The 14,022-nt window shown below is 74.7% G+C and carries 13 protein-coding genes; 6 read left to right on the top strand and 7 right to left on the bottom strand.

Going from position 1 to position 14,022, the window contains the following annotated elements:
- The first annotated feature begins 42 nt into the window (after positions 1 to 42).
- The 3 genes from boxC to NH602_RS01725 all read left to right on the top strand — a co-directional run bounded on the left by boxC (position 43) and on the right by NH602_RS01725 (position 3,850).
- Positions 43 to 1,755, top strand: coding sequence for a 2,3-epoxybenzoyl-CoA dihydrolase (boxC, locus tag NH602_RS01735; RefSeq protein ID WP_253066809.1), 1,713 nt, complete (start codon positions 43 to 45; stop codon positions 1,753 to 1,755).
- A 3-nt stretch (positions 1,756 to 1,758) separates the two neighbouring features.
- Entirely contained in the window at positions 1,759 to 3,171 is a 1,413-nt protein-coding gene (boxB, locus tag NH602_RS01730) for a benzoyl-CoA 2,3-epoxidase subunit BoxB (protein ID WP_253066808.1), read from the top strand.
- 109 nt (positions 3,172 to 3,280) lie between these two features.
- Positions 3,281 to 3,850 carry a hypothetical protein gene (locus tag NH602_RS01725; protein ID WP_253066807.1) on the top strand — a complete coding sequence of 190 codons (570 nt, stop codon included), beginning with the start codon at positions 3,281 to 3,283 and terminating at the stop codon, positions 3,848 to 3,850.
- Between the two features lie 73 nt (positions 3,851 to 3,923).
- On the opposite strand, the gene NH602_RS01720 is transcribed toward NH602_RS01725, so the two are convergent.
- Complete coding sequence (locus NH602_RS01720; protein WP_253066806.1) at positions 3,924 to 5,348, bottom strand: ferric reductase-like transmembrane domain-containing protein; 1,425 nt, start codon at positions 5,346 to 5,348, stop codon at positions 3,924 to 3,926.
- 144 nt (positions 5,349 to 5,492) lie between these two features.
- On the opposite strand from NH602_RS01720, the gene NH602_RS01715 reads away from it, so the two are divergent.
- The gene (locus NH602_RS01715; protein ID WP_179760913.1) at positions 5,493 to 6,515 is read left to right on the top strand and encodes a YdcF family protein; all 1,023 of its coding nucleotides are present in this window, start codon (positions 5,493 to 5,495) and stop codon (positions 6,513 to 6,515) included.
- A gap of 16 nt (positions 6,516 to 6,531) precedes the next feature.
- Here the strand turns inward: NH602_RS01715 and NH602_RS01710 are convergent, their stop codons facing one another.
- Positions 6,532 to 8,046, bottom strand: coding sequence for an alpha/beta hydrolase (locus NH602_RS01710; protein ID WP_253066805.1), 1,515 nt, complete (start codon positions 8,044 to 8,046; stop codon positions 6,532 to 6,534).
- 129 nt (positions 8,047 to 8,175) lie between these two features.
- On the bottom strand, positions 8,176 to 9,387 hold the full coding sequence (locus NH602_RS01705; RefSeq protein WP_253066804.1) for a macrolide family glycosyltransferase: 1,212 nt from the start codon (positions 9,385 to 9,387) through the stop codon (positions 8,176 to 8,178).
- A 51-nt stretch (positions 9,388 to 9,438) separates the two neighbouring features.
- Here NH602_RS01705 and NH602_RS01700 point away from each other — a divergent pair, with 51 nt between their 5' ends.
- Positions 9,439 to 10,215, top strand: a complete 777-nt coding sequence (locus NH602_RS01700) for an alpha/beta hydrolase family protein (RefSeq protein WP_073576200.1) — start codon at positions 9,439 to 9,441, stop codon at positions 10,213 to 10,215.
- 124 nt (positions 10,216 to 10,339) lie between these two features.
- Here NH602_RS01700 and NH602_RS01695 read toward each other — a convergent pair whose 3' ends face one another.
- The 3 genes from NH602_RS01695 to NH602_RS01685 form a co-directional block, all read right to left on the bottom strand.
- A complete protein-coding gene (locus NH602_RS01695) occupies positions 10,340 to 10,762 on the bottom strand; it encodes an META domain-containing protein (RefSeq protein ID WP_253066803.1) in 423 nt (140 codons plus the stop codon).
- 99 nt (positions 10,763 to 10,861) lie between these two features.
- Entirely contained in the window at positions 10,862 to 11,236 is a 375-nt protein-coding gene (locus NH602_RS01690; RefSeq protein ID WP_062400727.1) for a cupin domain-containing protein, read from the bottom strand.
- Positions 11,237 to 11,253: 17 nt separating this feature from the next.
- Positions 11,254 to 11,472: a hypothetical protein gene (locus tag NH602_RS01685; RefSeq protein WP_145983253.1), complete on the bottom strand. Its 219-nt coding sequence runs from the start codon at positions 11,470 to 11,472 to the stop codon at positions 11,254 to 11,256.
- Between the two features lie 126 nt (positions 11,473 to 11,598).
- On the opposite strand from NH602_RS01685, the gene NH602_RS01680 reads away from it, so the two are divergent.
- Positions 11,599 to 13,653, top strand: a complete 2,055-nt coding sequence (locus tag NH602_RS01680) for a copper-translocating P-type ATPase (protein WP_253066802.1) — start codon at positions 11,599 to 11,601, stop codon at positions 13,651 to 13,653.
- Here the strand turns inward: NH602_RS01680 and NH602_RS01675 are convergent.
- The coding region (locus NH602_RS01675; protein WP_253066801.1) for a substrate-binding domain-containing protein at positions 13,646 to 14,022 on the bottom strand (377 nt) is incomplete at its 5' end. The two genes, NH602_RS01680 and NH602_RS01675, sit on opposite strands and share 8 nt — an antisense overlap.

Raw genomic sequence — 14,022 nt, 5'->3', positions numbered from 1 at the left:
TAGTCTTTGATGGCCGCAACGACGCGTGGAGGAGCGGAGTCCATGAGCAGTGCAGACCCGTCCGTCGACCCGGACGACGGAGACGTCCCGCGGGTGGACTTCGACCGCGACCCGTCGGGCTACCGGCACTGGCAGCTCGCGCTCGACCCGGACGACCCCACGGTCGCGTACGTGAAGCTCGACGTCGACGAGGCGGGCGGCCTCGTCCCCGGCTACGAGCTGAAGATGAACTCCTACGACCTCGGCGTCGACATCGAGCTCCACGACATCACCCAGCGGCTGCGGTTCACCCATCCCCGGGTCAGGGCCGTCGTGCTGACCAGCGCCAAGGACCGCAACTTCTGCGCGGGCGCGAACATCCGGATGCTCGCCGGGTCCTCGCACCCGTGGAAGGTGAACTTCTGCAAGTTCACCAACGAGACCCGCAACGGCATCGAGGACGCGACCGCGTACTCCGGCCAGACCTGGATCGCCGCCGTCAACGGCACGGCCGCCGGCGGCGGCTACGAGATGGCGCTGGCCTGCGAGCGGATCCTGCTGATCGACGACAACTCCTCCACCGTCGCGCTGCCCGAGGTCCCGCTGCTCGGTGTGCTGCCCGGCACCGGCGGCCTCACCCGCGTCACCGACAAGCGCCGCGTCCGCAAGGACCGCGCCGACGTGTTCGCCACGAGGTCCGAGGGCTTCGGCGGGAAGCAGGCCGTCGAGTGGAAGCTCGTCGACGAGGTGATCCCCAAGCGCCGCTGGGACGAGACCGTGGCCGAGCGGGCCGTCGAGGCCGCGGCGGCGTCGACGCGGCTGCCCGCGGACGACGGGATCGAGCTGCCCCCGCTGGAGCGCACCGAGACCGCCGACGGCATCACCTACCCGCACGTGCGCGCGGAGTTCGACCGTGACCGGGGCCTGGTGGAGATCACCGTCGACGGGCCAGGGGGCGGTGTCCCGGAGAGCATCGAGCGCGTGCACGCCCTCGGCGCGGACTTCTGGCCGCTGGCCATGACCCGCCAGCTCGACGACCTGATCCTGCGGCTGCGCAGCAACGAACCCGAGCTGGGCACCTGGGTGATCCGCACCCGGGGCGACGTCGAGGACGCGCTGGCCTTCGAGCGCGTCATCGAGCAGCACTCGGGCGACGACTGGCTGGTCAACGAGATCCGGCACTACTTCAAGCGCACGCTCAAGCGCCTGGACGTCACCAGCCGCAGCCTGATCGCGCTGGTCGAGCCGGGCTCCTGCTTCGCCGGTGCGCTGCTGGAGCTGGCCCTGGCCTGCGACCGCCAGTACATGCTCGACGGCACGATCGAGGGCGACGAGCAGGGCGACGAGGCCCAGATCATGCTCACGGCGTCGAACTTCGGCACCTTCCCGATGCCCAACGGGCCGTCCCGGCTCGCGAGCCGCTTCCACGGCGACGACGACCACGTCGCCACGCTCCGCAAGGAGGTGGGGCGCCGCCTCACCGCGGGCGAGGCGCTGGAGCTGGGTCTGGTCACCGACGCCCCGGACGACATCGACTGGGACGACGAGGTCCGCATCATGCTCGAGGAGCGGGCCTCGCTCTCGCCGGACGCGCTGACCGGGATGGAGGCCAACCACCGGTTCGTCGGGCCGGAGACGATGGAGAGCCGCATCTTCGGCCGGCTCACCGCCTGGCAGAACTGGATCTTCGTGCGCCCGAACGCCTCCGGGCCGGAGGGCGCACTGCGCAAGTACGGGACGGGCCGCAGGGCCGACTTCGACCGCAAGCGGGTGTGAGCCATGAGCATCGACTACTCGGAGAAGATCCCCAACAACGTCGACCTCGCCGGGGACCGCAAGCTGCAGCGTGCCCTGGAGTCCTGGCAGCCCAACTTCCTCACCTGGTGGAAGACGATGGGCCCGGCCGTCCCGACCCAGGACGTCTACCTGCGCACCGCCGTCGACGTCGGCAAGGAGGGCTGGGCGCAGTTCGGCCACGTCGCGATGGAGGAGTACCGCTGGGGCGTGTTCCTGGCCGAGCGCTCCGACGACCGCCGGATCGCCTTCGGCGAGAACCGCGGCGAGCCGGTCTGGCAGCAGGTCCCCGGCGAGTACCGCGCCGACCTGCAGCGCCTGATCGTCATCCAGGGCGACACCGAGCCCGCCTCGGTGGAGCAGCAGCGCCGCCTCGGCGAGACCGCCCCCAGCCTCTACGACCTGCGCAACCTCTTCCAGGTCAACGTCGAGGAGGGCCGCCACCTCTGGGCGATGGTGTACCTGCTGCACGCCTACTTCGGCCGCAACGGCCGCGAGGAGGCCGAGGCGCTGCTGCAGCGCAACTCCGGCGACCTGGACAGCCCCCGCATCCTCGGCGCGTTCAACGAGGAGACCCCGGACTGGCTGTCGTTCTTCATGTTCACCTACTTCACCGACCGGGACGGCAAGTACCAGCTCGGCACGCTGAAGGAGTCCGCCTTCGACCCGCTCTCGCGCACCTGCGAGTTCATGTTGAAGGAGGAGGCCCACCACATGTTCGTGGGCACCACCGGCATCGACCGGGTGATCCAGCGGACCTGCGAGCTGATGCGCTCCCACGACACCGCCGACATCGCCCCGCACGGCGGCATCCCGCTGGACGTGATCCAGAAGTACATCAACTTCCACTACTCGGTCAGCCTCGACCTGTTCGGCTCCGAGCAGTCGACGAACGCGGCGAACTACTTCACCGCCGGACTCAAGGGCCGCTGGCAGGAGGAGCGGCGTCGCGACGACCACGTGCTGACCGAGGACGGCTACGGCATGGAGCAGGTCCGCGACGGCGGCGTCGTCACCGACGAGGTCCCGGCCCTGCTGGCGCTGAACCTGGACCTGCGCAACGAGTACGTGAAGGACTGCCAGTCCGGGCTGAAGCGCTGGAACCGCATCCTGGAGAAGAACGGGTTCGACGACCGCGTGTACCTTCCGCACGTCGGGTTCAACCGGCAGGTCGGGCTGTTCTCCTCCCACGAGCTCACCCCGAAGGGCAACCTGATCTCCGCCGACGTGTGGGCGTCCCGCCAGGACGACTGGCTGCCGTCGGAGGCGGACCGGACGTTCGTGCAGAACCTGATGCGCCCGGTCTACGAGCCCGGGAAGATCGCGGGCTGGATCGCGCCGCCGTCGAACGGGATCAACGGCAAGCCCTTCGAGTACGAGTACGTCCACCTCGCCTGATCGTCCACAGCGGACCGTTCACCGAGAGTGGTCACCGTTCGCCGAACGGGTGACCGTTCGCCGCCCGTCGCGCTCGCGCGCCCCCGGATCGGGCCCGTTGACTGAGCCCGTGATCACAGGACGGGGTGCGGCGGGCACACAACGCGACGGCGACACCGCCGACCGGGTCGACGACCGGGTCGGCGGCGCAGGTGTGGCCGCCCGGTTCGGCCGCGACGCCGCCGACGACGCGTCGCCCCCGGTGTTCGGCACCGCCCCGTGGGGCTACCGGCGGGCCGAGGTCGACGCCTGGGCGAGCTGGGTCGCCCGCCTCGTGGAACAGGGCCGCCGGGAGACCGTCCGGGCGGACAGCGCGGAGGCCACCCTGCAGGCGACCCTGCAACGCCTCGACGAGCTGGAACGACGGCACGACCCGGCCCCTGCGTCCCCGATCCCTCCGTCCCCGGAGGCCGCGTCCCCGGAGGCCGCGTTCCCCGAGGTCGCGGGTACGGGTTCACCGGACACGGGATCGAACGCTCCGGGCACCTCGGGCAATGGCGCCCCGGCCGCGCTGCCCCGGCGTCGTCCCGGTGCGGCGGGCGCCCCCGCGGCGCCCGGCGGCGAGGAGGGGCAGCGCCTGCGGGTGGTCGAGACGACCCTCGGCGAGGTCATGGCCCTGCTGCAGCGCCTGGCGCCCTGACCCGTCCGCCCCGCCCGACCGGACGCAGACCGCGCGCCCTGCGGGCCTCCCGACCCGGGCTCCCGACGCGTCGTCAGCCGAAGTTCTCGACGTGCACGCGCCGCTCCGGCACCCCGGCGTCGAGCACGGTGCGCCGGACCATCGCGGTCCACCGGCCGGGCCCGCACACGTACACCTCGCGCACCGCGATGTCCGGGATCCGGGTCCGCAGCGCGGCGAGGTCGTCGGCCCGGCCCGCGTCGGCGCCCCACCACGACCCCGCCCCCCGGCGACGCCCGGGCGAGGCCACCACGTGCAGGTTCCGCTCCCGGGCGAGGCGGGTGAACTCCCGTGCGAACAGCGGCTCGCGGGTGAAGCGGTGCACCACCACGACGTCGGCGGACTCGTTGAGGAACTTCTCCGCCAGCGCCCGCAACGGCGTCATCCCGACGCCCGCGCCGATCAGCGCGACCCGCGGGCTGGTCCGGGTGCGCGGGGTGAGCCTGCCGTAGGGGCCCTCGATGTAGACCCGGGTGCCCTGCCGCAGGTTCGGGACGGCGGCGCTGCCGTCGCCGAGCTGCTTGACGGTGATCCGCAGCGAGCGGGCCGTCGGCGGTGCCGACAGCGAGTACGGGTTGCCCGCGGGCCAGCCACGCCCGGACCGGAACCGCCAGACGAAGAACTGCCCGGCCGAGGCGCCGAGCTCGCGCAGCCGGTCGCCGGTCATGTGCACCGACACGCTGCCGTCGCCCTCGGGCAGCACCGCGGCGACGGTGATCCGGTGGCGGCGCGACCGGAGCACCGGGACCGCAACCCGCCAGACCACGACGGCGAACACCGCGGCGGACCACAGCCCCCACCAGAACACCGTCCGCGACGGCGAGGTGGTGAACTCCCGCCCCGCCCACAGCTGGTGCGGCAGCGCGAGGAACACCCCGGCGTAGCCCCACAGGTGCAGCAGGTGCCACCACTCGTAGCGCAGCCGGGTGCGGATCCACCGCGCGCTGGTCACGACGACGAGCACCACCAGGACGGTGCCGAGCGAGGCCGCGACCATCCCGGGCCGGGTCCACGTCAGCTGCCAGAACCCGGCGGGGACGCGGCCCGCGCCGGCGGGGCCGTGCGCCCAGCTCGCGCAGCCGACGTGCGCCAGCATCCCGGCGAACGAGGCGATCCCGGTACCGCGGTGCAGTGCGATGAGATGCCGCTGGCCGAACGCGTGCTCCAGCAGCGGGATCCGGGCGGCGAGCAGCACCTGCCCGAGCAGCAGCAGCGACGCCAGCAGCCCGCAGAGCCGTCCGGTCTCGGCGACCGCGCGGGTGCCGCCCTCCAGCAGCCCGGCGGGGCCGCCGCCGTCGACCCACCAGGCGAGGACGAGCAGCACCGCCAGGGCGGCGAGCACCCCCGTCGCGCGGCGGACCCGGCGGTCGGCGCGGGCGACGTCGCGCGCGGGGACCGGTGGGTCCGGCTTGAAGCGGCCACCGGGCAGGCGCACGGTGGGGGCGAAGAGGGACGACACAGTGCCGTCATCCTCCCCGACCGCCGGGCGTCGCCGTCGCCGGACCCGGTCCGGCGCACCGGGCCGACCGCCGGCCGCCACGACCGGGTGGCCGCCCGGGCCGTCCGGGGCCGGTCCGTGGGGCGGGGAGAAGGATCGTCGTCGATGTCCGACTCGTTCCTCACCCTGCTCGTGACCGTCCTCGCGGTCGTGCTGCCCGTCGTGCTCGCGGTCGTCGTCACCGTGTTCACCGTGCGGCGGATCCGGCGCGACCCCCGACGGCTGGGCAACGCCTACTGGCTGCTCGCCGCGGCGGTGAGCCTCGGGTGGGTGCTCGCGCTCGCCGGGTCGGGCGGCAACCCCGTGTTCGGTGCGCTCGTGCTCGCCGTGGTGCTGTCGCCGCTGATCACGGTCGTGTTCGCGGTGTTCTGCGTCCTCAACGGCGCGGTCATGCTGCGTCGGGAGCGTTTCTCACTCGGCAACTCGCTGTCGCTGCTCACCGGCCTGGCGATCATCGGGCTGCTCGTCGCGGTCTGGCCGGTGCTGGCGCTGCACTCGCTCGTGCTGCGCGCGCTGTGGCTGGCCTGCCTGCTCGCGGCGGCGTTCCTGGCGTTCCAGTTCGCCGCCTTCCTCGGCTACGCGCGGCTCTACCGGTGGCTGGTGCGCGACCGGCCCGCGGACTGGGTGGTCGTGCTCGGCTCCGGGCTGCACGGCAGCGAGGTGCCGCCGCTGCTGGCGTCGCGGATCGCGACCGGGATGGACGAGCTGACCCGGCGTGGGGCCGGACGACTGGTGCTGTCCGGCGGGAAGGGCGACGACGAGCGGCTCGCCGAGGGCGAGGCGATGGCGCGCTGGGCCGCGGCGCACGGCGCCGACCCGGCGGTGCTGACCGCGGAGACCGACTCGCGGACCACCGAGGAGAACCTGCGGTTCAGCTCGGCGCTGGTCGGCGATGGCCCCGGGGTCATCGTGACCAGCAACTACCACGCGTTCCGGGCCGCGCTGCTGGCCCGGCGGCTCGGCGTCGACGCCCAGGCCGTGGGGGCGCCGACCGCCGGCTACTACTGGCCCAGCGCGGTGCTGCGCGAGTTCGTCGCGGTGCTGCGGGAGTACCGGGTGGCGAACGCGGTGCTGCTGGCCCTCGTCGCCGTCCCGGTGCCGCTGGTGCTCGTGCTCGTCGGCAGCTGAGCCGGCTGAGCCCGGCTCACCCGCCCGCGGCCGCCGGGGACGGCGGCGGCAGCGGCGGGCACTGCCGGTCCGACCGGTCCCCGCCGGTGCGCTTCGGCAGCGCGCCGGTGAGCAGGTAGTCGGCGACCGTGTCGTCGGTGCACGCGATCCCCGACAGCGACGACGAGTGGGTGTGCCCGCCGACGCCCTCGACCAGCGACGAGCCGGGGAAGGTCCGCCGGGCCTGGAGTGCGCCCTCGTAGGGGGTGGCGCCGTCGTAGGTCTCGGAGATCAGCAGCGGGCCGGTCCGCAGCGTCCCGGCGACCTTCGGTGCGGGCCCGGGCTTCACCGGCCAGTCCCGGCACGGCGCGTTGTACCAGGCGTTGCCCCAGGTCTCGAACGGCGCCTTCCGGTCGGTCGCCGTGTTGTCGCGCTTCCAGGTGGCCCAGTCGTGCGGGAACGGGGCGTCGGTGCACTGGGTGGCGAGGTAGACGGCGTAGTTGTTGTCGTCGGTGGGCGAGCCCGCCTGGTCGTAGGCGGCCTTGAGCGCGGCCGCGTCCTTCTTCGTGCCGGCGACGAACGCGTCGGCGACGGAGGTGTACTCCCCCACGTTGTAGCCGGCGCGCAGGAAGATGTCGGTCCACTCCGAGGACCCGATCCGCCCGCCCAGCGGGGCCTTCCGGAACTCCGCGGCGAGGTCGTAGAAGCGCTTCTCGACGGCGTCGCCGGTGGTGCCGAGGTGATAGGTGGCGTCGTTCTTGGCGACCCAGTCGAAGAAGGTCTCGATGTTGCGCTGGAACGCGACGTCCTGGTTCAGGTTGGCCCGGTACCACCAGTCACGGGGGTCGACGACGCCGTCGAGAACCATCCGGCGGACCTTGTCCGGGAACATCGTGGCGTAGACCTGGCCGAGCATCGTGCCGTAGGAGAAGCCGTAGTAGTTGATCTGCGGTGCGCCCAGGGCCCGGCGGATCAGGTCCATGTCGCGGACGGTGTCCTCGGTGCGCAGGTGCGCGAGCAGGTCGCCGCCGGCCTTGCCGCACGCCCGGGCGTAGGCCTCGGCCTTCGGCAGCCACGCCTTCTCGGCGCCGTTCTCCGGCCGGTAGTCGGGGCGGGCGTAGCCGCCGTAGTCGGCGTCGCAGGTCAGGGCGGGACGGCTCATGCCCACCCCGCGCGGGTCGAAGCCGATCCAGTCGTAGGCGGCGCCGGCGTTCTTCGGGACGGCGCCGCCGAGCCGGGACAGGCCCAGCCCGGGGCCGCCCGGGCCACCGGGGTTCACCAGCACGACGCCCTGGTACTGCGCCTGCGGCACGGTGTGCCGGATCCGCGACACCGCGATCTCGATCTTCTTGCCGGCGGGCTGCGCGTGGTCCAGCGGGACCTTCAGGAAGCCGCACTCGGCCTTGGCCTGCTGCAGCGACGGGCTCGTGCACGGACCCCACGTGATGCCCTGCCCCGGCGGCGGCGGCGGCGCGGGCGCGGCCAGGGCCGGCCCGGCCGTCCCGAGCGTCACCCCGACGGCGACGAGCAGCGTGATGATCGTCCTGCGCACCGGCTCCACCTCTCCGGGCGCACGCGCCCGCCCCCCGACCGAGAGGCAGACGTTGCCATTGGCAACGCTGTGTCCACAATCGCCACGCCCGACGGTGCCCCGAACGGACCAGCGCGGGTCGGGACGGGCTCAGCGGCGTCCCCCGCAGCCACCGACGAGAGCGCACGCCGCACACAGCGCGGACGGCACCAGACCCTCGACGACGTCCGCGGCGGCCGCGGCCCCGCCGGCCGCGCGGGCGGTCGCCTTCTCCTCGGCGCAGCGGCGCGCGACCTCCTCCGACGAGGACACCCGCAGCACCGCCTCGCGCAGCGTCTCCGGGGTGACCGCGTCGGCGGGCAGGTGCTCGCCCACGCCGAGCGCGGCGATCCGGTCGGCGTTGCCGAACTGGTCCACCGCCTGCGGGACCGCGACCATCGGGACGCCGTGCCACAACCCCTCGGTGCAGCCGCCCATCCCGGCGTGGGTGACGAACGCCGACGCGTGCGCCAGCACCGCCAGCTGCGGCACCCACTCCCGGACGGTGACGTCGTCGGGGACCGCGCCGAGGTCGGCCGGGGCGACGTGCGGGCCGGTGGCGAGCACGGTCTGCCAGCCGGTGCCGGTCATCGCCTCGACGGCGGCCCGCCAGAACTGCGGCCGGTCGGTGTAGGCCGAGCCGAGCGACACCAGCAGCAGCGGGGCCTTCGGCTTGGGCCACAGCCCCTGGTGCGAGCGGTCGCCGATGACCGGGCCGACGAAGGTGTAGCGGTCGCGGTCGACCCGGTCGAGCTCGGGCTGCATCGCCTCGGGGATCAGCGCCACCGAGCGGTCGGGGCGGCCGAGGAACTCCCGGCTCCCGACGCCGGCACCGACCTCGTCCAGCCAGGCGTCCAGCTCGCCGCGCCAGGCGAGCCCCTCGGGGGTCTCCAGGAACGCGAAGGCCTCGGCCAGGTCGGTCTCGAAGCCGTCCCAGGCCACCATGTGCGGGGACAGCTCCACCCGCGGGATGCCCCGGACCCGGGAGAACGCGTGCCCGGCCCAGCCGCTGCCGTCATAGCAGACGACGTCGGGGTGCTCGTACTGCAGCGCGTCGGCGATCTGGTCGTAGGCGGAGCGGGCCTCGGCGGAGAACAGCCGCATGGCCTCGATCCCGCCGTCGGGCCACTGCTCGCCCTTCGCCGGGTCGGGCAGGTCGGTGCGGATCCGCAGCGGCGTCGCCCCGGTCGCGGCGACGGCCTCGGCGAACCGCTCCGGGACCGGGTAGGTGACGCGGTGGCCGCGGGCGACCAGCTCGGCCATCACCGGCAGGTTCGGGTGGACGTGGCCGTGCGCGGCGGTGGTCGACATGAGGACGTGCACGACCCGAGTGTGCCTTGACCGGCCGGTCGCGCGCCGACGAGGATCACCGGAATGGCCCGGCTGCGCTGCGACGTCGTCGCCGACTCCCTCGGACTGGCCACCTCGGTCACGGTGCTGCTGCCCCAGCCGTCGCGGACCCGGATCGGCGCCGGGGTGCGCGACCTCGACGCCCCGCCACCGGTGCTCTACCTGCTGCACGGCCTGTCCGACGACGACACCGCCTGGACCCGCTACACCGCCGTCGAGCGGTACGCCGACGAGCTGGGGCTCGCCGTCGTCATGCCGCAGGTGCACCGCAGCTTCTACACCGACCAGGCCTACGGCGGCCGCTACCGCACCTGGGTGACCGAGGAGCTCCCGGCGCTGGTGGCGCGGTTCTTCCGGGTGTCGGCCGACCCGGCGGAGACGTTCGTGGCGGGACTGTCGATGGGCGGCTACGGCGCGCTGTCCTGGGCGCTGGCCGAGCCCGGCCGGTTCGCCGCCGCGGCGTCGCTGTCCGGGGCGCTCGACCTCGCCGCGCTGGCCGCGGGCCCGCCCCGCGAGGAGGACCCCCGGATCTGGGAGCGGATCCTCGACGGCGCCCCGGTGGCCGGCACCGAGGCGGACCTGTCCACCCTGCTCGCCCGGCTCGACCCGGCCGCGGCGCCCGCGCTGTACGTGTGCGCCGGCACCGAGGACCCGCTGCACCCGCAGTCGGTGCGCTTCGCCGAGCTGGCCCGGGCCGCCGGGGTGTCCGTGAGCACCGCGTTCGGCCCCGGCGAGCACGAGTGGGGCTACTGGGACGCCCGGATCCGCGACGTCCTGGACTGGCTGCCGCTGCCCCGCTGACCCGTCCCGGACCGGGCGCTGCGCTCCCGTGGTCGGCGGCACGGTTCCGCGACGCTCGACGACCGGCACCCGCGTCGAGGAGCACGTTCGCGCCCTCCGCGGGGCGGGAACGTGCTCCTCGGTGTCAGCTGGGTGCGCGCACCAGGCGCACGGGCTCGCCCGTCGCGGGGTGCAGGAGCAGGGCGTCGCCCTCGGTCTCGACGTGGACGGCGTCGGAGACCCAGCGCGCGACGGGCACGTTCTCGCAGCCGATCATCGTGCTGAGGCCCGCCGTCGCCCGCAGGGCACCGCCGTCGCCGAGGGTCCACTCACCGCTCTGGCCGTTGCAGCCGTCCGAGCCGGTCCAGGTGCCGTCCGGGGCGAACTCGGCGAACGCCCGGCCCTGCGCGGTGCCGTCGGCGGGCAGCCAGCGGACACCGGTGAGGTCGGCGGCCGTGGCCGCGTGCGGGCCGGTGGTGCCCGCACCGGCGGCCGTGGTGCCGCCGGTGCCGCATCCGGCCAGCAGGAGCGCGGTGAGGGCGGTGAGGGCAACCGTCCGGATCGTCACGCCCCAGGTGTACCGGATCGGAACTCCCGGCCGCTCCCGTGGCGCGGCACCACGCGCCGTCGTCGACCGCCGGGCCCCGGGCGGCGGCACGGGACCGGATCAGCTCCCGGGCTCGTCGTCACGGTGCGCGGCACCGATCTCGAAGGCGGGCAGGCAGACGGCCACGTACTCCGCGCCGTCCGGGCCGGGTGAGCTGTAGCGCACCCACTCCCCCGGCGCGGTGTGCACGGCCTGCCCGGCGGCGACGTCGAGCTCCCCGCCGTCGAACTCGACCCGCAGTGCGCCGCGCAGGACCAGGGTGTACTCGTCGAACTCCGGGGTCTGGCCGGGCTCGGCCCAGCCCGACGGGCTGCGCATGTGGGCGACCGAGACCCGGCCGTCGCCGGAGTTCACCCGCCCGACGTACTCGTCGATGGTCTTCGGCGGGGTCCCGGCGGCGGTGACCCGGCTGGCGTTCTCGATCAGCTTCGGCACGGCACCATCCTGCCGCGTCAGCGCTCGGCGGGCGGCCGGGGTGCGGGCAGCGCCGGTGCGGGGCGTCCGTCCACCGGTTCGGCGGGGAACGGTCCGCCGTGCGCGGACAGGTCGATGCACACCGTCCGGGCGTGCGGCAGGACAAGCACCGTCTGGTCGGCACCGGGCCGCATCGGGTGCCGGTAGTGCGCGGCGACCCAGCTTCGGTTGCGCCAGTGCCCCTCGACCCGGACCACGCCGACCACCTCCCGTGGTGTCCCCGCGGGACGACCACGACGGTACCCCGCGCGGCCCGTCCACCGGGAATACCCTGGGGGGGTATATGCGCTGCAGCGGGCGTCCACGACGCCAGGAGGTAGACGATGCACGACGAGCCACGGGCGGCCTCCGCCCCGCGGGAGCACGGGACGCACCCCGGCGGCGGCCACGCCGGACACGGCGGCCACACCGGACACGGGCACGCGGGGCACGCGGCGGTGTTCCGGGACCGGTTCGTCGTCGCGCTGGTGCTCGCCGTCCCCGTCGTCGGGTTCAGCGCGATGACCGGGATGCTGCTCGGGTACTCGCCCCCGGCGTGGTCGGCGTGGATCCCCCCGGTGCTCGGCACCGTGATCCTCTTCTGGCCGGGCCGGCCGTTCCTGTCCGGCGCCGTCGCCGAGATCCGGGCGCGCCGGCCCGGGATGATGCTGCTCATCGGCATGGCCGTGGGCGTCGCGTGGGTGGCGAGCATGCTGAGCTCGCTCGGCGTCGGCGGGCTGGACTTCTGGTGGGAGCTGGCGCTGCTGGTCGTGATCATGCTGCTCGGGCACTGGCTCGAGATGCGTGCGCTCGGGCAGGCGTCCGGGGCCCTCGACGCGCTGGCCGCGCTGCTGCCCGACACCGCCGAGCGGGTCGGCGCCGACGGCACGGTCGGCACGGTCGCACCGGCCGACCTGACCGTCGGCGACGTCGTGCTGGTCCGGTCGGGCGCCCGGGTGCCCGCCGACGGCACGGTCGTCGACGGTGCCGCCGAGGTGGACGAGTCGATGATCACCGGCGAGTCCCGGCCGGTCCCGCGCGGCACCGGCGACCGGGTGGTGGCGGGCACCGTCGCCACCGACTCGGCGCTGCGGGTCCGGGTCGACGCCGTCGGCGAGGACACGGCGCTGTCGGGCATCCGCCGCCTGGTGGAGAACGCGCAGGGCTCACGCTCCCGGGCCCAGGCACTCGCCGACCGCGCGGCGGCGCTGCTGTTCTGGTTCGCCGCGGGTGCCGGGGTGGCGACCTTCGCCGCATGGACGCTGCTCGGCGACACCGCGCAGGCGGTCACCCGCACCGTCACCGTGCTCGTGATCGCCTGCCCGCACGCGCTCGGGCTGGCGATCCCGCTGGTCATCGCGATCTCCACGGCCCGCGCGGCACGCTCCGGGGTGCTGGTCACGGACCGGCTCGCGCTGGAGCGCACCCGCACCGTCGACACCGTGCTGTTCGACAAGACCGGCACGCTCACCACCGGCAGCCCGCGGGTCGTCGGGACCGCGGGCGCTGCGGACACCCTGGCCCTGGCCGCCGCCGTCGAGGCCGACAGCGAGCACCCGCTGGCCCGCGCCGTCGTCGCCGCGGCGGACGGGCGGGCCGTCCCGGCCGCACACGGGTTCCGCTCGCACACCGGACGCGGGGTGTCCGCCACCGTCGACGGGCGGCCGGTCGCCGTCGGGGGTCCGGCGCTGCTGCGCGGGCGTGGTCTCGACGTGCCCGCCGAGCTGACCGGCGACGTGCACCGGTGGAGCGACGACGGCGCCACCGTGCTGTACGTGGTGGCCGGTGCGGACCCCGGCGAGGTGGTGGGCGCGCTCGCCCTCGCCGACGCGGTCCGCCCGGAGTCCCGGGCCGCGGTGGACGCCCTGCACGCCCGCGGCGTACGGGTCGTGATGCTCACCGGTGACGCGCGCCCGGTGGCCGAGGCGGTCGCCCGCGACCTGGGCGTCGACGAGGTCGTCGCCGAGGTGCTGCCCGAGGGCAAGGACGAGGCGGTGGCCCGGCTCCAGGACCGCGGCGCGGTCGTCGCGATGGTCGGCGACGGCGTGAACGACGCCCCGGCGCTGGCCCGGGCCGACGTCGGGATCGCGATCGGGGCCGGCACCGACGTCGCGGTCGCCTCGGCCGGGGTGGTCCTGGCCTCGTCCGACCCGCGCGGGGTGCTGTCGGTGATCGCGCTGTCCCGCGCCGGGTACCGGAAGATGCTGCAGAACCTGTGGTGGGCGGCCGGCTACAACCTGGTCTCGGTGCCGCTCGCGGCCGGGGTGCTCGCCCCGGTCGGGTTCGTGCTCCCGCCCTCGGTCGGCGCGCTGCTGATGAGCCTGTCCACGGTCGTCGTCGCACTCAACGCGCAGCTGCTGCGCCGGGTGGAGCTGCGCCCGGACCGGTTGGTCAGCTGACCCGGGGTGGCGCCGTCGTCGCCCGGACCACCAGCCGGGTCGGGACCTCGACGTCGCCGGGGACGTCGCCGCCCAGCGCGGCGAGCAGTGCCCTGGCGGCGAGCTCGCCCTGGCGGCGGACCGGCTGGGCGACCGTGGTGAGCTCGGCGACGGCGGCCGAGTCGTGGTCGTCGAACCCGACCACCGACACCTGGCCCGGCACCGCCACTCCGGCACGGCGCAGGGTGCGCAGCACACCGACGGCGAGCTCGTCGGACATCGCGAACACCGCGGTCGGCATCGCCGGGAGGGAGAGCAGCTCCGCGGCCGCGGCGTCGCCGTCGGTCACCCCGGCCCCGGGGGCGACGACCGGGCCGCGGGGTCGCCCGG

The sequence above is a fragment of the Pseudonocardia sp. McavD-2-B genome, from assembly GCF_024124365.1.
Taxonomy (GTDB): Bacteria; Actinomycetota; Actinomycetes; order Mycobacteriales; family Pseudonocardiaceae; genus Pseudonocardia; species Pseudonocardia alni.
Note: the sequence above shows the minus strand (reverse complement) of the source record. Positions and strands in the feature narration are given on the sequence as shown.

What these genes read in the sequence shown, in the direction of transcription:
- boxB (WP_253066808.1), top strand. Translation starts at nt 1,759, where the DNA reads ATGAGCATCGACTACTCGGAGAAGATCCCCAACAACGTCGACCTCGCC.
- NH602_RS01680 (WP_253066802.1), top strand. Translation starts at nt 11,599, where the DNA reads ATGCACGACGAGCCACGGGCGGCCTCCGCCCCGCGGGAGCACGGGACG.
- NH602_RS01715 (WP_179760913.1), top strand. Translation starts at nt 5,493, where the DNA reads ATGTCCGACTCGTTCCTCACCCTGCTCGTGACCGTCCTCGCGGTCGTG.
- NH602_RS01700 (WP_073576200.1), top strand. Translation starts at nt 9,439, where the DNA reads ATGGCCCGGCTGCGCTGCGACGTCGTCGCCGACTCCCTCGGACTGGCC.
- boxC (WP_253066809.1), top strand. Translation starts at nt 43, where the DNA reads ATGAGCAGTGCAGACCCGTCCGTCGACCCGGACGACGGAGACGTCCCG.